Genomic DNA, 17,862 nt, shown 5'->3' on the forward strand with positions numbered 1-17,862 from the left:
TGACATGAGCGGCGAAATCACATATGACGACGCAGGTCAGGTCGAGGTCACGGAGCCTGTGGCCGAAACGGACCAAGAGGTCCCGGGTCAAGCCCGGGACGCGGTGGGCGCCTGCACATCGAAGGCGGAGTTGAAGAAGGCCGCCGAACAGGCGGGCCAGTCCGAATTGCTCGACCAATACGCCCGCGATTACCCGCAAGGGCCGCATGACAAACCGCAAAGCATGTGCCCCGCCTTTGGGTCCTTGCGCGTGGGGCTGCGGATGAAGCGGGTGGCGACGGTGCTGTCGGGCTCTGCCTGTTGCGTCTACGGGCTGTCCTTCGTCAGCCATTTCTACGGCGCGCGGCGGTCCGTCGGCTATGTGCCGTTCAACTCGGAATCGCTGGTCACGGGCAAGCTGTTCGAGGACATCCGCGACGCAGTGCACGAACTGGCCGATCCCGACCGCTATGATGCGGTGGTGGTGACGAACCTGTGCGTGCCGACCGCCTCGGGCGTGCCGCTGCGGCTGTTGCCCAAGGATATCAACGGGGTGCGCATCATCGGCATCGACGTGCCGGGCTTTGGCATCCCGACCCATGCCGAGGCCAAGGATGTGCTGGCGGGCGCCATGCTCGCCTATGCCCGGACCGAGGTCGCGGCGGGGCCGGTCCCCGCGCCGGTGGGCGGCGTGTCGGATCGGCCCACCGTCACCCTTCTGGGCGAGATGTTCCCCGCCGATCCGGTGATGATCGGGCAGATGTTGGCCCCCATGGGACTGGCTGCCGGGCCTGTCGTGCCTTGCCGCGAATGGCGCGAGCTGTATGCGGCGCTCGACTGTGGCGCAGTGGCGGCGATCCATCCGTTCTATACCTCTGCGATCCGCGAGTTTCAGGCGGCGGGCCGCCCGATCCTTGGCAGTGCGCCCGTGGGGCGCGACGGCACCGCCGCTTGGTTGGCCGCTGTCGGTGACGCCTTCGGCATCGCCGCCGACAAGGTGGCGCAGGCGCAGAACGCGACTTTGCCCGCCATTACCGGCGCGCTGGCTGGCGCGCGGATCGACGGCACCATCACCCTGTCGGGCTATGAGGGCAGCGAGTTGCTGGTTGCGCGCCTGCTGATCGAAAGCGGCGCGGACATTCCCTATGTCGGCACCGCCTGCCCGAAAACCCCGTGGTCCGCCGCCGATGCCGCGTGGCTGGAGGCCAAGGGCACCAAGGTCGTCTTCCGGGCGTCTCTGGAAGACGATTGCGCGGCGATGGAGGCGATCCGTCCTGACCTCTCCATCGGGACGACTCCGGTTGTTCAGAAGGCCAAGGAGTTGGCCATTCCCGCGCTCTATTTCACCAACCTGATCTCGGCCCGGCCCTTGATGGGCGTCGCCGGGGCAGGGTCGCTGGCCGAGGTCGTGAAGGCGGCCATCGACGGCAAGGACCGGATGAAGCGGATGCGCGGTTTCTTCGACGGGGTCGGCGTGGCGGACACGGCGGGCGTCTGGGAAGGCGATCCGAACCTGCGTCCGGATTTCCGCGCCATGAACCTGAAGAAACTGGAAAAGCGCGCCCGCGCCGCCAAGGCACAGGAGATGATCTGATGCTGATTCAGGATCATGACCGGGCCGGGGGCTATTGGGGCGCTGTCTATGCGTTCTGCGCGGTCAAAGGCTTGCAAGTGGTGATCGACGGCCCCGTGGGCTGCGAGAACCTGCCGGTGACTTCCGTATTGCACTACACCGACGCGCTGCCACCGCATGAATTGCCCATCGTGGTCACAGGTCTGGGCGAAGAGGAACTGGGCCGCACGGGCACCGAAGAGGCGATGAGCCGCGCGTGGAAAACGCTCGACCCGGCGCTGCCTGCCGTGGTGGTGACAGGCTCCATCGCCGAGATGATCGGCGGCGGCGTCACCCCGCAAGGCACCAATATCCAGCGCTTTTTGCCGCGCACCATCGACGAGGACCAGTGGCAGGCCGCCGACCGTGCGATGACGTGGCTGTTCACCGAATTCGGCATGACCAAGGGCCGGATGCCCAAGGAGCGCAAGCGCGACGAGGGCGCCGCTCCGCGCGTCAATATCCTTGGACCGATGTACGGCACCTTCAACATGCCGTCCGATCTGGCCGAGATCCGCCGCTTGGTCGAAGGCATCGGCGCCGAGATCAACATGGTCATGCCGCTGGGCGCGCATCTGGCCGAGATGCGCGATCTGGTGAATGCCGATGTCAACATCTGCATGTATCGCGAATTTGGGCGCGGGCTGGCGGAAGTGCTCGACAAACCCTATTTGCAAGCGCCCATCGGGCTGGACAGCACGACGAAATTCCTGCGGACCTTGGGTGAATTGACGGGCCTTGACCCCGAACCCTTCATCGAGCGGGAAAAGCATTCGACCATCAAGCCGGTCTGGGATCTGTGGCGTTCGGTCACGCAGGATTTCTTTGCCACCGCCAGTTTCGGCATCGTCGCGAACGAAACCTATGCGCGCGGTGTGCGCAACTACCTAGAGGGCGATCTGGGCCTGCCCTGCGGCTTTGCCGTGGCGCGCACGGCCGGGACAAAGACCGACAACAACCAGGTGCGCGCGATGATCGCGCAGCACCGCCCGCTGATCTTGATGGGGTCGATCAACGAGAAAATCTACCTCGCCGAGCAAAAGGGCGGGCACGGGCCAAGCCCGGCCTTCATCCCCGCCAGCTTCCCGGGTGCCGCGATCCGGCGGGCCACGGGTACGCCCTTCATGGGCTATGCGGGCGCGACCTATCTGCTGCAAGAGGTCTGCAACGGGCTGTTCGACGCGCTGTTCCACATCCTGCCGCTGGGCTCGGAGATGGACAAGACCGCCGCCACGCCCACCCCGCTGCGCCGTGACTTCCCGTGGGATGCCGATGCCACCGCCGAACTGGACCGCATCGTCGCCTCGCATCCGGTGCTGACCCGGATTTCCGCTGCCAAATCCCTGCGCGACGCGGCCGAGGAGGCCGCCCTGCGCGACGGCGCCGAGCGCGTCGTGATCGAAACCGTGCGCGCGCTTGCGCCGTGATACCTGACAAAGGAGTGAGGACCATGACCGACTTCGCATCGAACCCGCCACCAAGGGCGCGCTCCGGCCGTCGGCGCACGGCGGAATTCAACGTCTATTTCACCCTGATCTTCCTGTTCGCGCTGCCCTTTGCCCTGATCGGCTGGCTGCGCGACGTGGGGCGCCATCGCACGCTGAACCTGCGCGGGCCCTTGGCGCGTGCCTGGTCCGAAGCGGACAACATCACGCCCCTGATCTTCTCGGTCTGACCGAGCACAAGAACTGCCCGTCCAGCCATGGGCGGACAGATGCCCCGGTCTACCGGGGACCCGGCCGCAGGGAATGCGGCGTCAGCATTAGCGTTCCGGAGGAAAGTTCATGGCTGATAACACCGACCTGTCATTCACAGGTCTCACCGACGAGCAGGCCCAAGAGCTGCATTCAGTCTATATGAGCGGCCTCTGGCTGTTCGTGGCTGTTGCAGTGGTCGCCCACCTGGCGACCTATATCTGGGCCCCGTGGTTCTGAGGAAGGATCGACAATGTCCAAATTCTACAAAATCTGGCTGATTTTCGATCCCCGCCGTGTGTTCGTGGCACAAGGCGTTTTCCTGTTCCTTTTGGCCGTGATGATCCACCTTGTGGTTTTGTCCAATGGCGTCAACTGGTTCGAAAACGCTGCTGCGTCGCGTGCCGCGAGCGAGTGAGCCCAGACGGCTCATCCTTAAGCTCTCGGTTGCGGGCGGTTCGCGCCGCCCGCGACCAACCGATTTCCGGCACGGATCGCCTTTCCCTTCGCATCCGGCCGCCTGTTTGCGGGAGGTAGCACATGGCGATGCTCAGTTTTGAACGAAAATACCGGGTCCGCGGCGGTACTCTGATCGGAGGCGATCTCTTCGATTTTTGGGTCGGGCCGTTTTACGTGGGCTTCTTCGGCGTCACGACGATCTTTTTTGCCGTCCTCGGGACGATCCTGATCTTTTGGGGCGCGGCCCATCAGGGCACGTGGAACCCGTGGCTCATCAACATTGCGCCCCCTGACCTGAGCTATGGTCTGGGCATGGCCCCGCTGATGGAAGGCGGGCTGTGGCAGATCATCACGATGTGCGCCACCGGTGCCTTCATCAGTTGGGCGCTGCGCGAGGTCGAGATTTGCCGCAAGCTGGGCATGGGCTATCACGTGCCGTTTGCCTTCGCCTTCGCGATCCTGGCCTACATGACGCTGACGATCTTTCGCCCGCTGTTGATGGGCGCGTGGGGGCATGGCTTTCCCTATGGCATCTTCAGCCATCTCGACTGGGTGTCGAACACCGGCTACGCCTACCTGCATTTCCATTACAACCCGGCGCATATGCTGGCGGTCTCGCTGTTCTTTGCGACCACCTTTGCGCTGGCGCTGCATGGCGGGTTGATCCTGTCGGCGGCCAATCCTGAAAAGGGCGAAGAGATGAAATCGCCCGATCACGAGGACACGTTCTTTCGCGACTTCATCGGCTATTCGGTGGGCACGCTGGGCATTCACCGGCTGGGCTTTCTGCTGGCGATCAACGCGGTCTTCTTCTCGGCGGTCTGCATCATCATCTCCGGTCCGGTCTGGACCGAGGGCTGGCCGGAATGGTGGAACTGGTGGCTGGAGCTTCCCTTCTGGCCCGAATCCCACATGACGTCGGCGGGGGGGATGTGATCATGCCGAGCTATCAGAACATATTCACGCAAGTTCAGGTCCAGGGCCCGCCCGAATGGGGCATGGACAACGAAAACAACATGATGGACGAGCGCATCATCACGCCCTTCTACAGCCGTCTGGTCGGCTGGTTCGGCAATGCGCAGATCGGCCCGATCTATCTGGGCTGGACCGGGCTTGTTTCGGCGGCGACCTTCATCCTGTGTCTCAATATCATCGGCATCAACATGCTGGCGCAGGTCAACTGGTCGATCCCGGAATTCCTGCGTCAGGGCTTCTGGCTGGCGCTGGAACCGCCCAGCCCCGAATACGGGCTGAAGATCCCGCCCTTGCAGGATGGCGGCTGGTACATCATCGCCAGTTTCCTGCTGCTGGTCAGTGTCTGCACATGGTGGCTACGCACCTACATGCTGGCCGAGCAGCACAAGATGGGCAAGCACGTCGCCTGGGCCTTTGCCTCTGCCATCTGGCTGTTCCTCGTGCTGGGGCTGTTCCGCCCGATCCTGATGGGATCGTGGAGCGAGGCCGTGCCATACGGCATCTTCCCGCACCTCGACTGGACCACGGCGTTTTCGATCCGCTACGGGAACCTCTATTACAACCCCTTCCACTGCCTCTCGATCGTCTTTCTGTATGGCTCGGTCCTGCTGTTCGCCATGCATGGCGCGACGATCCTGGCCGTGACCCGTTTCGGCGGCGACCGCGAGTTGGAACAGATCGTGGATCGCGGCACCGCAAGCGAACGTGCGGCGCTGTTCTGGCGCTGGACCATGGGCTTCAACGCCACGATGGAGGGTATCCACCGCTGGGCGTGGTGGTTTGCGGTGCTGACCCCGATCACTGGCGGCATCGGCATCCTGCTGACCGGCACGGTGGTCGACAACTGGTTCATCTGGGCGCAAGAGCACAACTTTGCGCCGATGTATGACGGCTCATACGGCTATGACGCCTATATCGGACAGGGGGACTAAGCCATGCTTCCCAAGTGGTTCAACAAATGGAACCGGGACAACCCGACCGATGTCGAGCGTCCCGCCATCCTCGTCGGTGCCGTCGGAACGGCCGTGTTTGCCGGGATCGCGCTGGTTTTGCTGGGGCAACCCTTTAAGACCGAAAGCCTGCAAACCGGGCCGCGCGGCACTGCCATGATGGTCACCAAGTTCGCCTCCGAGGCCAATGGTCTCGGGCTGGGCGTGCCGGGCTTTCAGGCCACGACCTCGGCCCCGGTGATCCCCACCGGCGGCGAGGAACTGGCCGGTGATGCGCGTGAAAACGTGCCCCCCGGGCTGGAGGGGCTGACGGTCGACAATTACGACCGGCTGCTGACGGCAATGCAGGCCTGGACCGGCATCCCGAACCTGTTCGAGGATCCCGACAGCTACCAGACCACGGTCGGCTATATCATGATCGGCATGACAAGGAACCTCAACGAGAACTGGGATGGCCACGTCAATGCCAATGGCGAGGTCGGTGTGACCTGTTACACCTGCCACCAAGGCCAACCGGTTCCCAGCAATGTCTGGTTCGACGCCATGCCCTTGAAAGCGACCGAGGGCTGGTCGGCGGTGCAGAACCGCGTGACCCCGCTGACCTCGTACACGTCGCTACCAACTGACGCTTTGCGCGCCTATCTCTTGGATTATGAGACCATCGCGGTCCACGATCTGGAAAGCCGCGCCGAGGGCGTGCCGGGGCAGGATGGCTATCCCGCCATCCAGAACGCCGAGCGCACCTATTCGCTGATGAACTACTTCGCCAATTCGCTGAACGTGAACTGCACGTTCTGCCACAACTCGCGGGCCTTCTACGACGGCGCGCAGGTGACACCGCAATGGGGCACCGCCTCGCTCGGGATCGCCATGGTGCAGGAGTTGAACAACGACTACCTGATCTCGCTCGACGGGCTGTTGCCGCCGGAACGGCTTGGGCCGACCGGCGATATCCCGAAGGCCGCCTGCGCGACCTGCCACAAGGGCTATCAAAAGCCCCTGCAAGGCACCAACGTGATCGGCGACTGGCCGGAACTCGCGACCAGTGGCGAGGTCGCATACGAGTGACACGATGACCCCCGGGCGTATCTTCGCCCGGGGGACCACACGCGCCGACCGCGCCCCAAAGCCGTCGGCGCTGACGCCGAAGGGAGGCGCGCGATGAACACCCATACACCTTTGCTCGACCGGGTCGCAGGCCCATCCGACCTGCGCCAGATGACCGACCGGGATCTGGCCCGTCTGGCCGATGAGCTGCGCGCCGAGACCATCGACGCCGTGTCGCAGACCGGCGGGCATCTGGGTTCCGGCCTTGGCGTGGTGGAACTCAGCGTGGCGATCCACGCGGTGTTCAACACGCCGCATGACAAGCTGATCTGGGATGTGGGCCACCAATGCTATCCCCACAAGATCCTGACCGGGCGGCGCGACCGCATCCGCACCTTGCGGCAAAAGGACGGGCTGTCTGGCTTTACCAAACGCTCGGAGTCGCGCTTTGACCCGTTTGGTGCTGCGCATTCCTCCACCTCGATCAGTGCCGCGCTCGGCTTTGCCGTGGCGCGCGACATGGGCCATCCGGTGGGTGACAGCATCGCCGTGATCGGCGATGGCAGCATCAGTGCGGGCATGGCCTATGAGGCGCTGAACAATGCCGGGGCCGAGGGGCGGCGGCTGTTCGTCATCCTCAACGACAATGAAATGAGCATCGCGCCCCCGGTGGGTGCCATGTCGCGCTATCTGAGCGGTCTCTACGCCGGTCAGCCCTTTGCCGGGATGCAGGCGCTGGCCGAGGGGTTCGAGGCCACGATGCCGCCCCCAATGCGCGAAGGCGCGCGGCGCGCGCGGCAACTGGTGACGGGCATGTCCCCCCAAGGCACGGTCTTCGAGCATCTGGGATTCGACTATGTCGGCCCGATCGACGGGCACGACCTGACGCAGCTGTTGCCAGTGCTGCGCGCGGCGCGGGCGCGGGCGACGCGCCCGATCCTGATCCATTGCTGCACGGTCAAGGGCAAGGGCTATGCCCCCGCCGAAACCAGCGCCGACCGGGGCCACGGCGTGACCAAATTCGACGTCCCCACCGGCGCGCAGGCCAAAAAGGCCGCCAGCGCCCCCAGCTATACCTCGGTTTTTGGCAAGGCTCTGACGGCCGAGGCCGCCCGCGATCCCGATATCGTGGCGATCACCGCCGCCATGCCCTCGGGGACCGGGGTCAACATCATGGCCGACCGGTTTCCAAGCCGCGTCTTTGACGTCGGCATTGCCGAACAGCACGGCGTGACCTTTGCCGCCGGGATGGCCGCGGCGGGGCTGAAGCCGTTCTGCGCGATCTACTCGACCTTCCTGCAACGCGGCTATGATCAGGTGGTGCATGACGTCGCCCTACAAGGGCTGCCGGTGCGCTTTGCCATCGACCGGGCGGGGCTGGTGGGCGCGGATGGGCCGACCCATGCGGGGGCCTTCGACATCGCCTATCTGGGCGCGCTTCCGGGCATGGTGGTCATGGCCGCCGGCGACGAGGCCGAGCTGGTCCACATGGTCGCCACCGCCGCCGCGCATGACGCCGGGCCCATCGCCTTTCGCTATCCGCGCGGGGCGGGGACGGGGGTGGACCTGCCCGAACGGGGCGAGGTGCTGGACATCGGCAAGGGCCGTATCGTCCAGGAGGGCGAGGAAATCGCGCTGCTGTGCTTCGGCGCGCATATGGCGGAATGCCGGGCAGCCGCGCGGATGCTGGAGGCCGAGGGGCACAGCGTCACGCTGGCGGATGCGCGCTTTGCCAAGCCGCTGGACAGTGACCTGATCTTGCGGCTGGCGCGCGGCCACGCGGCGCTGATAACGGTCGAACAGGGCTGCGCCGGGGGATTTGGCGCGGCGGTGCTGCATTTGCTTGCCGGGCAGGGCGTCTTTGACCGGGGGCTTGCGATCCGCACCGTCTGCCTGCCCGACCGCTACATCCAGCAGGCCAGCCCCGAGGACATGTATGCCGATGCGGGCATGAGCGCTGCCGATATCGCCGCCACCGCCAAGGCGGCACTGGGTCAGCGCCAAGGGCGGGTCGTCCCCTTCGCCGTCTGAACTGATACAACGAAAAAGGCCCGGCAGGCGGACAACCTGCCGGGCCTTTTCACGTGTGGATCAGCGGATCAGTTGGTCGCTTCGGCGCCGTCTTCCATCGCCGGCCCGACCGAGACGAGATAGGCCCAGACATCGGCGGCCGCCTCTTCGTTGTTCAGCTTGAAGGTCATCTTGCCCCGACCCGAGCTTTCCTCGGTATACTCGCGCAAAAAGGCGGTCGGATCGGCGACATAGGCCACGAAATCCGCCTCGTTCCACATCAGCCCCTTTTCGCCCGCCGCAACCATCAGGTCGGAATAGCGGAAGTCCTCGTAGCTGCCCGCCTGACGCCCCGCGACGCCGTACAGGTTCGGTCCGACCTTGCCACCGCGCTGTATGATGTCGTCGGGGCCTTCGATCATGTGGCAGGCCTTGCACTTGTTGAATTCACGCTCGCCAGCCTCGGCATCGCCGGTGGGGCCTTCGTCCTGCGCAACAAGCGGCGCGGCGCTGAGCAAGGCGGCTGCAAGGGTCGCAGTCAATGTCTGAAGTTTCATTCTGATCCTCCCAATGGGTCTGTTTTCGATCAATTCTTCTTCACGCTACCGCGTGAGATAGTGCGCATTGCTTCCAAAGCACGGTCAGCGCGTCGATCAACCGGTCGATATCGGCGTCCGAATGCAACGGGCCGGGGGTAAAACGCAATCTTTCCGTGCCCTTGGGGACTGTCGGATAATTGATAGGTTGTACGTAAATTCCGTAATCGCGCATCAGGATATCGGCCAGCATCCGGCATTTGACCGGGTCCTTGATCATCACCGGAACGATGTGGCTGGGGTTTTCCAGATGCGGGATGCCGCGTGCGTTCAGCCCGGCGCGCAGGCGGGCGACCTGACGACGCTGCTGCATCCGCTCGATCTCCGAGGTCTTCAGATGTGCAATCGCCGTCTGCGCCCCTGCGGCAATCGCCGGGGGCAGGGCGGTGGTGAAAATGAACCCGCTGGCAAAGGACCGGATGAAGTCACACAGCGGCACGGACCCGGCGATATAGCCGCCCATGCAGCCATAGGCCTTGCCCAAAGTGCCCTCGATCAAGGTGATGCGATCGGCCAGCCCCTCGCGTTCGCTGATGCCGCCGCCGCGCGGGCCATACAGGCCCACGGCGTGGACCTCATCCAGATAGGTCATCGCGCCATGCTTCTCGGCGACTTCGACGATCTCCTGCATCGGGCAGATGTCGCCATCCATCGAGTAGACCGATTCAAAGGCGACGATGCGCGGCGCATTGGCGGGCAGGGCGCTCAGCTTGCGGTCGAGATCTTCGGGATCGTTATGCTTCCAGATCACCTTGCGGGCGCGGGAATGGCGGATGCCCTCGATCATCGACGCATGGTTGCCCGCATCTGACAGGATCACCGCGTCGGGCAGGCGCGAGCCCAGCGTCGACAGTGCCGCCCAGTTCGACACATAGCCGGAGGTGAACAGCAGCGCCGCCTCCTTGCCGTGCAGGTCCGCCAGTTCGGCCTCCAGCGCCACGTGCTGGCGCGTCGTGCCGGATATGTTGCGGGTGCCGCCCGCGCCGGTGCCACAGGCGTCGATCGCGTCCTTCATCGCCTGCCGGACCACCGCGTTCTGCCCCATCCCAAGGTAGTCGTTGGAACACCAGACGGTGACCTCGTCGGGCGCGTCGTCATCATGGCTGCGGGCACGGGGAAAAGCGCCGCATTGCCGTTCGAGTTCTGCAAAGATGCGGTAATTGCCCTCTGATCGAAGCGTATCCAGCTGTGCGGTGAAAGCGGCGTCAAAGTCCATTTGGTCCCTCCGGTCTTGGGTCTTGTCGTTTCGGCGCGGGCAGCATCCAGCGCCAGAGTTTCGCGTCAGGCACAGGCAGCACCATCAGCCAATGTTCCAAAAGCGCCAGCGCGGTGATCGCTGCCAGCAGGGCAAAGCCCGTGGCCGCCACCCCGTCGGGGGCCAGCGCCAGCCGGTCCAGCCAACAGGCGGTGGCAAAGCTCAGCGCGGTGATCGAGATCGGGAACACCCAGTTCAGCTTGGCGATGCGGAAATGGCTGGCCAGATGGCTCAGCACGCGCGGCAGGAATTCGGTATTGATGCGCGGCACCCCGAAATACAGGTTCAGCTTGGCCGAGATGCGCGCGAAATACAGCACGGTGAAGGTCCACAGACCGACGGTGTTTCCGGCCCCTTGGCCATAGGCCCAGATCAGGATCAGAACGGCGGTCAGCAGCATCTCGTGATAGGCAACGGTGCCCCATGCCCGCAGGAAGCGTTCCCATTCCGGCACGTCTCTCGGACAATCCAGCCGGTTCGGCCCCGTGATCGCGCCGGTCAGAAACGACAGCTCGATCCAGCCCCAGATCGCAAGGATCGACAGGAACGCGGCATAGGGCGCGGGCCGATGCAGGCTGGCCTCATATCCCCAGATGCCGACCGCCAGCATCGGCAGCGCCGCAAGCGTAAGGACCGTCCGCGCCCGCCCCCCCGCCCGGTCCGCATAGCGCACCGCCATCAGGATCGCCCCAGTGGAAAACCACCAGGCAAACAACGCGAAAAGCGCAGCGATCCATGGGCTTGTCATCACGTCTCACCCTCCCGGCACCAAACCCTTCTTTGGTCCCGAAATACCTTGGGGGTCCGGGGGTGAAACCCCCGGCGGGTCGCCTCCGCAGGAGGCGAAACCCGTCTCAATAGCACGGCTCCATCCGTGTTTGCTTGGGCACGTCTTGGCGCACCGCCGGGATCGTCAGCAGCCCGGCAAAGGCGCTTGCCGCCCGCGTCCGCGCCGACAGCCGCGCCGCCATGGCGGCAGGGCCGGTTCGGGTCATCGCCACCGCAAGGTCCGCATTGGCCTTTTGCAGCCGCTTCAGCCCGGGCATCCAGCGCGGGTGGTCGATGTCGAGCGTGATCGGAAAGATCTGCTTCGACAGGTCCGACGTCTTGCGGAACACCTCCTGCGCATACCAGTCGGTATCGACGCCCAAGGCCTCGTGAAACGCGGGGCGCTGATGATCGCGCACGTGCATCGTGGCGAAAACGGCGGTCAGGAAGAACTTGATCCAGTAGACATTGGTGCCCGATGTCAGCTTGGGGTCGGTCTTCATCAGCAGGGCAAAGGCCTCGCCATGGCTGAACTCGTCGTTGCACCACTCCTCGAACCACTTGAAAATCGGGTGGAAGCGATGCTCGGGGTTCTCCTGCAAGTGGCGGAAGATTGTGATATACCGCGCGTAGCCGATCTTTTCGGACAGGTAGGTGGCGTAGTAGATGAATTTCGGCCGGAAATAGGTGTATTTCTTCTTCTGCGTCAGAAAGCCAAGGTTCACCGCCACCCCCGCCTCGCGCAGGGCATCGTTGATGAACCCGGCATGGCGGGCCTCGTCGCGGGCCATCAGCTGGAACAGCTGGGTGATTTCCTTGTTCGAGCCGCGCCGTTTCATTTCCTTGTACAGCACGCAGCCGGAAAACTCAGCCGTGCAGGACGAGATCAGGAAGTCGATGAACTCCTTGCGCAGCTGCGGGTCCATCCCGTCCCAATCGACATGGTCCCAATCTTCGTTCTTCTTGAAGTGGCCCTTGTTCGGGTCGCTGACCATCTGTGCGATCAAGCCGTCCCATTCGCCCCGGACGGAACTGACATCGATGGCGTCGAGCTCGTCGAAATCGGTGGTGTAGAAGCGGGGCGTCAGAAGGGTGTTCTGCATCGCCACGTCGGTGGCGAAGCGCGAGTCGAGTTTCGCCTGTTCCTCCTGAATGGCGAGACCTTCCTCGGCGGTGGTGGCGTCGGCGGTGTGCAGGTTCTGGACGTTCATAGCGTGACCTCCTCGGAGAACGAGAATTCGCACAGCTCCATGACCTCGAAATCCCCCGTCAGTCGGGTCCAGAGCCGTTCGACCTTCGAGGCCCGCACGATGATCGCCTCGCGGTCCTCGATGACGATCTCACCGAAGGGGGCCATGATCTCGGGGCCTTTGACCTGCACCTCGTCGCCGGGATAGACGACCGCCCCATTATTGAAGCGCAGATGCGCGTGCAGGCTTTCGAATTTATGAGAGATCTCGACCGTGCAGGGGGCGCGTTCGATATCCTTTGTGAGCCAACCCATGTTCTATCCTCTCTATTGGGCCAAAAGCCGGGCAAAGGCCTTGGCGTTGTCCGCGCCGAACCCCATGAGGTCCGCGCGCCAGCCTGTGCTGGGGTCGTGAATGGAAACCCGTCCGCCCGCATCGCGGCGCAGGATCACGGGGCCGTCGGTGGCAAGCCGGGCATTGCTGCGCTCGCGCAGGATCACCCGCCAGACGCCCGAGACAAAGCCGCCCTGTTCCGGCGACAGGTCGGCAATGATGCTGCCATCCTCGGCGCGCACGGTGGCGGCGCCGGACAGGTCGCCGGACAGGTGGACGATGCGCTCGGCCACCACGGGGCTGTCGGGCGGCGTGGCGATCAGCGGGCGGTCGGTGACGCGCGCATAGGTGACCAGCGCCAGCACCGCGAGGATCAGCACACCCACGGCGCGCAGCAGCGCGCGGGGGATCATCTCGCGGTCAACCGAATGGGTCTGGGTGGTCATTGCGGGCGCTCCTTATTCTGCGGCCAAAGCAGCGGCGCTGCGGGTGACTTGCGGGGTGCTGACGCGCGCCTCGGCGGCGTCGGACAGGATTTGCGCGACCTTCGCGGCATCGGGAATGCAGCGCAGCGCGGGTTGCGTGCGGCGCAGGTGCCACGGGCGCACATGCGGCCAGCAGACAAGGTAGGACAGGCGCGTCTCGCCCATCAGGTCCAGCGCAATCGTCCCCGTGCCGTTGCCGCGCAGGTCCAGTTCGGCATTGCGCAGCTGGCTGAAGGGCAGGTTCAGCGTCACGGTCAACGCCGCGCCGATGCGCATCGCCACGCGGCGGTTGGTGATCGTGTAGACCGTGGCGCGCGCCTGCACGAAGCCCACCAGCCACAACAGCGCGCAGACCACCGCGCCAAGGATCAGGAAGGGGCTGGACGCGGCCACCGCCGCGCCAGAGGGCACCGTGTCGATGATCGCGCCAAAGCGCCACGCCGCCAGAACCGCGAAATATCCCGCGACCCAAGGCAGGCTCAGCGCCTGCCAGGACAGCGCCCAAGCATCGGGGCGGCCCTGCCAGAGGATGCGCTCGCCCTCGGGCGGGGTTTCTGGCAGGCCCTTGACGGGCTCGACGGCGAAATCATCGTGGCTCATGGCGGTCTCCTCAGCCCAGCAGCGGCTCTTGGCGCGCGTCGCTCGCATAAAGCAGACCACCCGCGTAGTAGCCGCTGATCTTGTCCTCTTCGAGCAGCGTCACCTGATGCGCCGAGGCATGGCGCGGCACGCCGCCGAACTGGCCACCGAACAGCGACTTGACCTTGACCCGGTCCGACTTGATCCGGGCCATGGGCAGCGGCACCAGCCGCGTGCCAGAGCCAAGCGCGCCGTCGAGCTTGAATTCGAGGTAGCGCACCAGTTGTTCCGGCTCGTCGATCCACATGTCGGTGACGGTTCCGACCACGGCACCGTCACCGGCCACGACCGGCATGCCGCGCGGGTCGCGCCCGGCAGAGACCGAGAAATGCGCATTGGCGGCCATCGGCACGATCTTGGGGTGGCCCTTGCCATCCAGTTCGGGCACGTCGCGGCGCGCCGCCCAAGAGGCCGGGCCGACACCGTCAACCATCGGATCGCCGGTCGGCGTCACCGGAAAGCCGCCGCCCGCCGGATCATTGGCAAGCGCCAGACCGGGACGTTCGGGATTCTGACCCGAGGGCACCGTCACCTCGCCGCGCCCATAGGGCAGGCGAAAGGTCTTGTCATCGGGCAGCGGAAAGGTGCTGGCATTGGGGATCGCCTTGCCGGTTTCGTCGGTCAGGGGATAGCCCTCGCGCATGTTCTCGCGCTGGATGTAGACGATCAGCAGCGCGAAGAAGATCCAGAACAGCCAAAGCGACAGGCTGGCCAGATCGACCTGAGCAAAGAATGTCTGTGTCATTGTAGGCTCCTCTCGGGGGTCAGGTTGGGAAATCGGCAAGGCCCATGCGGCTGGGCTGCACGGGCGCGCGGCGACGGGCCAGCGGACCAAGCAGGACCAGCGTAAGGAACAGCAGGCCGATCTCGAAATGGTAGACAAAGGAATAGCCGGTGGCGGGGGTGGCAAGCGCCTCGCCCAACTGGCCATTCAGGGCGAGGGTGTTGATCCCGTCCCGCAGCGCGCCGCCAAGTGCGACGGCAAGCCCCGCAGCGGTGGCCTGTGCCGCGCCCCAAGCGCCGAGCGCCAGCCCGTTGCCTGCGTTTTGCGTGGGCAGGGTCATGGCGGCGATCAGGGTCGAGACGGCGAACAGCCCGCCGCCGAACCCGATCAGCACGGCCCCGGCGCGGAAGATCAGCGCCGATTGCACGGGGGCTGCAAAGATCACGGTGGAAAACGCGGCGACCCCGGCAAGGATGCCATAGGCGGCCAGCCGCATCGGGTCTTGCCCCTTGGCCAGCAACCGCCCGGCCAGCGCAAAGCCCGCCAGCGCACCGACCGACCACAGCGCGGTCAGCGCGGTCGTCGCCCCCACGGTCAGGCCAAGGATCTCGCCCCCGTAGGGCTCCAAGAGCACGTCCTGCATGTTGAAGGCCATGGTGCCGATGAAGGCCACCGCCAGCAGCCGCCCGGCTTGCCCGCCGGCCATCAGGTCGGCCCAGGCCTCGGCAAAGCGGGGGCGTGGTGCGGCGCGTTCGTCGCGCGTCATGGGCTTGAGCGATTCCTGCTTCCACAGGGCGATTAGGTTCAGCACGATGCCGACCACGGCGGCGCCTTGCACCACACGGATCAGGCGGATTTCCGAGAAATCGCGCAGGAGCCAGCCAAGGATCAGCGAAGACAGACCCATGCCGACCAGCAGCATGACATAAAGCAGCGCAACGACGCGGGGGCGGGTGTCCTCGGTCGCGCGGTCGGTGGCCAGCGCCAGACCGGCCGTCTGGGTCATGTGCAGGCCAAGCCCGGTCATCAAGAAGGCCAGCGCCGCAAGGACTTCGCCCGCGAAGGGCACGTCATGCACGGTCTCGCCCGACAGGACCAGCAGCGCAAAGGGCATCACCGCAAGCCCGCCCATCTGCCACAGCGAGCCGAACCAGAGGTACGGGATACGCTTCCACCCCAGCGCGCTGCGATAGGTGTCCGAGCGAAAGCCCAGCAGCGCTCGGAACGGCGCGATCAGCACCGGCAGGGCGATCATCAGCGCGACGATGGTGGCGGGGACCGACAGCTCGACGATCATCACGCGGTTGAGCGTGCCGAGCAGCATCACCATGGCCATGCCCACCGAGACCTGAAACAGCGACAGGCGCAGCAATTGCGCCATCGGCAGGCCCTCGCTCGCCGCATCGGCGAAGGGCAGGTAGCGGGTGGCAAGCTGCTGGATATGGGCCCGGCGCAGGATCATGCACGCAACTCCAACGCTTGGGAGATATAGAAGCCCGACGTCACGCGCTTTAGCGGCGACAACGTGCCCGGCATGCCGCGCTGCGTCAGCGCGCGGGCCAGCGGGGCGGGGGCGTGCGGGACCATCACGGGCGAGCGATCCGAGCGCGGGAACAGCTTGCCCGCGCGCCACATGACCATCAGCAGCGGCGTGCGCGGCGCAACGGTAAAGACCGTGGCGTTCTCCGTGCGGTCCTGCAACGCGTGCAGCGCGGCGGCCAGATCGGGGCGCGTGTAGTAGATCAGGCTGTCCATCGCGATGGTGAAATCGAAACGGCCCAGCCGCGTCGCCAGCATGTCGCCGCTTTGCAGCCGCACGCGGGGGGCGAGATGCGCGGGCAGGCGGGCCTCGGCGATGGCGATCAGTTGCGGCGAGATGTCGATACCCACGACCTCGGCACCCCGCTCGGCCAGATCACAGCAAAGCTGCCCCGTGCCGCAGCCGGCATCCAGAACGCGCACCCCGTGCAGGTCGTCCGGCAGGCGCGACAACAGTTGTGTGCGCATCTCGTCCCGCCCGCGCCGCACGGTTTCACGGATGCGGCTGACCGGCGCGTCGCTGGTCAACCGTTCCCATGTGCGGGCGGCGGTCTGGTCGAAATAGGTCTCGACCCGGGCGAGGGTGCGGGCGTAGGTCATGACGCGCTCCGCGCCCCGGGCTTGACCCGGGGCCTCTGGGCCAGATCAGCGTGGAGGTCCCGGGTCAAGCCCGGGACGGGGGGGATATGTGCAGCGGTCAGGCGCATCAATCGAACCCCAGCAATTCAAAGATATCGCGGTCTTCCATCGGTGCGGGGGCCAGCGGATCGGTCCCGGCCCATAGCGTCTGCGCCAGCCGCAGGTATTCGGCCCGGCAGGCGAGGACGTCGTCATCGGCGTCCATCTCGAACAGCGTCTTCTTCTTCAGGCGCGAGCGGCGGATGGCGTCGATATCGGGCATATGCGCGATGCGGTTGAAGCCGACCTTGGCGCAGTAGCGATCAACCTCGTCGGTATCCTTGGACCGGTTGGCGATGCAGCCCGCCAGCCGGACCTTGTAGTTCGCCGATTTGGCCTGCACGGCAGCGATGATGCGGTTCATCGCGTAGATGCTGTCGAAATCGTTGGCGGTGACGATCACCGCGCGGTCTGCATGTTGCAAGGGCGCGGCAAAGCCGCCGCAGACCACGTCGCCCAGCACGTCGAAGATCACCACGTCGGTGTCTTCCAGCAAATGGTGCTGTTTCAGCAGCTTCACCGTCTGGCCCACCACGTAGCCGCCGCATCCCGTCCCGGCGGGCGGACCGCCAGCCTCGACGCATTTCACGCCGCCCCAGCCTTCGGTCACGAAATCCTCGGGGCGCAGTTCCTCGGGGTGGAAATCGACCTCCTTCAGGATGTCGATGACCGTGGGTTGCAGGCGGCCCGTCAGGGTGAAGGTGCTGTCATGTTTCGGGTCGCAGCCAATCTGCAACACGCGCTTGCCCATCTGGGCAAAGGCCGCCGACAGGTTCGACGAGGTCGTCGATTTGCCGATGCCGCCCTTGCCATAGACGGAAAAGACCTTGGCCCCCTCGATCTTCAGACCGGCGTCCTGATGGACCTGAACAGAGCCTTCGCCGTCCTGTCCACGCAGCTGCGGGATGTCGTCTTTCGGGCTCATTTCG

The 17,862-nt window shown here is 65.1% G+C and carries 20 protein-coding genes; 9 read left to right on the forward strand and 11 right to left on the reverse strand.

Features of this window, described 5'->3' with window-relative positions; genetic code table 11:
* The first annotated feature begins 4 nt into the window (after window positions 1-4).
* From bchY to dxs, 9 genes are all read left to right on the forward strand, one after another.
* Window positions 5-1,573 carry a chlorophyllide a reductase subunit Y gene (gene bchY, locus D8Z78_RS10585; protein WP_121633978.1) on the forward strand — a complete coding sequence of 523 codons (1,569 nt, stop codon included), beginning with the start codon at window positions 5-7 and terminating at the stop codon, window positions 1,571-1,573.
* Window positions 1,573-3,018: a chlorophyllide a reductase subunit Z gene (gene bchZ / locus D8Z78_RS10590; RefSeq protein WP_121633976.1), complete on the forward strand. Its 1,446-nt coding sequence runs from the start codon at window positions 1,573-1,575 to the stop codon at window positions 3,016-3,018. Before bchY ends, bchZ begins: the two co-directional genes overlap by 1 nt.
* Window positions 3,019-3,041: 23 nt before the next feature.
* Window positions 3,042-3,266 (forward strand): cytochrome PufQ, encoded by a 225-nt coding sequence (gene pufQ, locus D8Z78_RS10595; RefSeq protein WP_121633974.1) that lies wholly within the window; start codon window positions 3,042-3,044, stop codon window positions 3,264-3,266.
* Window positions 3,267-3,375: 109 nt separating this feature from the next.
* Window positions 3,376-3,525 (forward strand): light-harvesting antenna LH1, beta subunit, encoded by a 150-nt coding sequence (gene pufB, locus D8Z78_RS10600; RefSeq protein ID WP_020042494.1) that lies wholly within the window; start codon window positions 3,376-3,378, stop codon window positions 3,523-3,525.
* A 13-nt stretch (window positions 3,526-3,538) separates the two neighbouring features.
* Entirely contained in the window at window positions 3,539-3,703 is a 165-nt protein-coding gene (gene pufA, locus D8Z78_RS10605) for a light-harvesting antenna LH1, alpha subunit (RefSeq protein WP_121633972.1), read from the forward strand.
* Window positions 3,704-3,825: 122 nt separating this feature from the next.
* Window positions 3,826-4,680: a photosynthetic reaction center subunit L gene (pufL, locus tag D8Z78_RS10610; RefSeq protein WP_121633971.1), complete on the forward strand. Its 855-nt coding sequence runs from the start codon at window positions 3,826-3,828 to the stop codon at window positions 4,678-4,680.
* A 2-nt stretch (window positions 4,681-4,682) separates the two neighbouring features.
* The gene (gene pufM, locus D8Z78_RS10615) at window positions 4,683-5,651 is read left to right on the forward strand and encodes a photosynthetic reaction center subunit M (protein ID WP_206169671.1); all 969 of its coding nucleotides are present in this window, start codon (window positions 4,683-4,685) and stop codon (window positions 5,649-5,651) included.
* Between the two features lie 3 nt (window positions 5,652-5,654).
* The gene (gene pufC / locus D8Z78_RS10620) at window positions 5,655-6,737 is read left to right on the forward strand and encodes a photosynthetic reaction center cytochrome PufC (RefSeq protein WP_121633967.1); all 1,083 of its coding nucleotides are present in this window, start codon (window positions 5,655-5,657) and stop codon (window positions 6,735-6,737) included.
* 93 nt (window positions 6,738-6,830) lie between these two features.
* Complete coding sequence (gene dxs / locus D8Z78_RS10625; RefSeq protein WP_121633965.1) at window positions 6,831-8,747, forward strand: 1-deoxy-D-xylulose-5-phosphate synthase; 1,917 nt, start codon at window positions 6,831-6,833, stop codon at window positions 8,745-8,747.
* Window positions 8,748-8,815: 68 nt separating this feature from the next.
* On the opposite strand, the gene D8Z78_RS10630 is transcribed toward dxs, so the two are convergent.
* The 11 genes from D8Z78_RS10630 to bchL all read right to left on the reverse strand — a co-directional run bounded on the left by D8Z78_RS10630 (window position 8,816) and on the right by bchL (window position 17,858).
* On the reverse strand, window positions 8,816-9,283 hold the full coding sequence (locus D8Z78_RS10630) for a c-type cytochrome (protein ID WP_121633964.1): 468 nt from the start codon (window positions 9,281-9,283) through the stop codon (window positions 8,816-8,818).
* Between the two features lie 40 nt (window positions 9,284-9,323).
* Window positions 9,324-10,538 (reverse strand): 5-aminolevulinate synthase, encoded by a 1,215-nt coding sequence (gene hemA, locus D8Z78_RS10635; RefSeq protein ID WP_121633962.1) that lies wholly within the window; start codon window positions 10,536-10,538, stop codon window positions 9,324-9,326.
* Window positions 10,528-11,325: a putative photosynthetic complex assembly protein PuhE gene (gene puhE / locus D8Z78_RS10640; protein WP_121633959.1), complete on the reverse strand. Its 798-nt coding sequence runs from the start codon at window positions 11,323-11,325 to the stop codon at window positions 10,528-10,530. Before puhE ends, hemA begins: the two co-directional genes overlap by 11 nt.
* A 106-nt stretch (window positions 11,326-11,431) precedes the next feature.
* Window positions 11,432-12,556, reverse strand: coding sequence for a magnesium-protoporphyrin IX monomethyl ester (oxidative) cyclase (gene acsF / locus D8Z78_RS10645; protein WP_121633957.1), 1,125 nt, complete (start codon window positions 12,554-12,556; stop codon window positions 11,432-11,434).
* Window positions 12,553-12,849, reverse strand: a complete 297-nt coding sequence (locus tag D8Z78_RS10650) for a hypothetical protein (protein WP_121633955.1) — start codon at window positions 12,847-12,849, stop codon at window positions 12,553-12,555. The genes acsF and D8Z78_RS10650 overlap by 4 nt, the downstream gene beginning before the upstream one ends.
* Window positions 12,850-12,861: 12 nt before the next feature.
* Window positions 12,862-13,314, reverse strand: a complete 453-nt coding sequence (puhC, locus tag D8Z78_RS10655; RefSeq protein ID WP_121633953.1) for a photosynthetic complex assembly protein PuhC — start codon at window positions 13,312-13,314, stop codon at window positions 12,862-12,864.
* Between the two features lie 12 nt (window positions 13,315-13,326).
* The gene (gene puhB, locus D8Z78_RS10660) at window positions 13,327-13,953 is read right to left on the reverse strand and encodes a photosynthetic complex putative assembly protein PuhB (protein WP_121633951.1); all 627 of its coding nucleotides are present in this window, start codon (window positions 13,951-13,953) and stop codon (window positions 13,327-13,329) included.
* Between the two features lie 10 nt (window positions 13,954-13,963).
* Window positions 13,964-14,737: a photosynthetic reaction center subunit H gene (gene puhA, locus D8Z78_RS10665; protein ID WP_121633950.1), complete on the reverse strand. Its 774-nt coding sequence runs from the start codon at window positions 14,735-14,737 to the stop codon at window positions 13,964-13,966.
* A 19-nt stretch (window positions 14,738-14,756) separates the two neighbouring features.
* Window positions 14,757-16,178 carry a PucC family protein gene (locus D8Z78_RS10670; RefSeq protein WP_121633942.1) on the reverse strand — a complete coding sequence of 474 codons (1,422 nt, stop codon included), beginning with the start codon at window positions 16,176-16,178 and terminating at the stop codon, window positions 14,757-14,759.
* On the reverse strand, window positions 16,175-16,855 hold the full coding sequence (bchM, locus tag D8Z78_RS10675) for a magnesium protoporphyrin IX methyltransferase (protein ID WP_121634000.1): 681 nt from the start codon (window positions 16,853-16,855) through the stop codon (window positions 16,175-16,177). The genes D8Z78_RS10670 and bchM overlap by 4 nt, the downstream gene beginning before the upstream one ends.
* Before the next feature lie 106 nt (window positions 16,856-16,961).
* On the reverse strand, window positions 16,962-17,858 hold the full coding sequence (bchL, locus tag D8Z78_RS10680) for a ferredoxin:protochlorophyllide reductase (ATP-dependent) iron-sulfur ATP-binding protein (RefSeq protein WP_121630123.1): 897 nt from the start codon (window positions 17,856-17,858) through the stop codon (window positions 16,962-16,964).
* Window positions 17,859-17,862 lie beyond the last annotated feature (4 nt).

The organism is Tropicibacter alexandrii, from assembly GCF_003667315.2.
Classification (GTDB): domain Bacteria; phylum Pseudomonadota; class Alphaproteobacteria; order Rhodobacterales; family Rhodobacteraceae; genus Tropicibacter; species Tropicibacter alexandrii.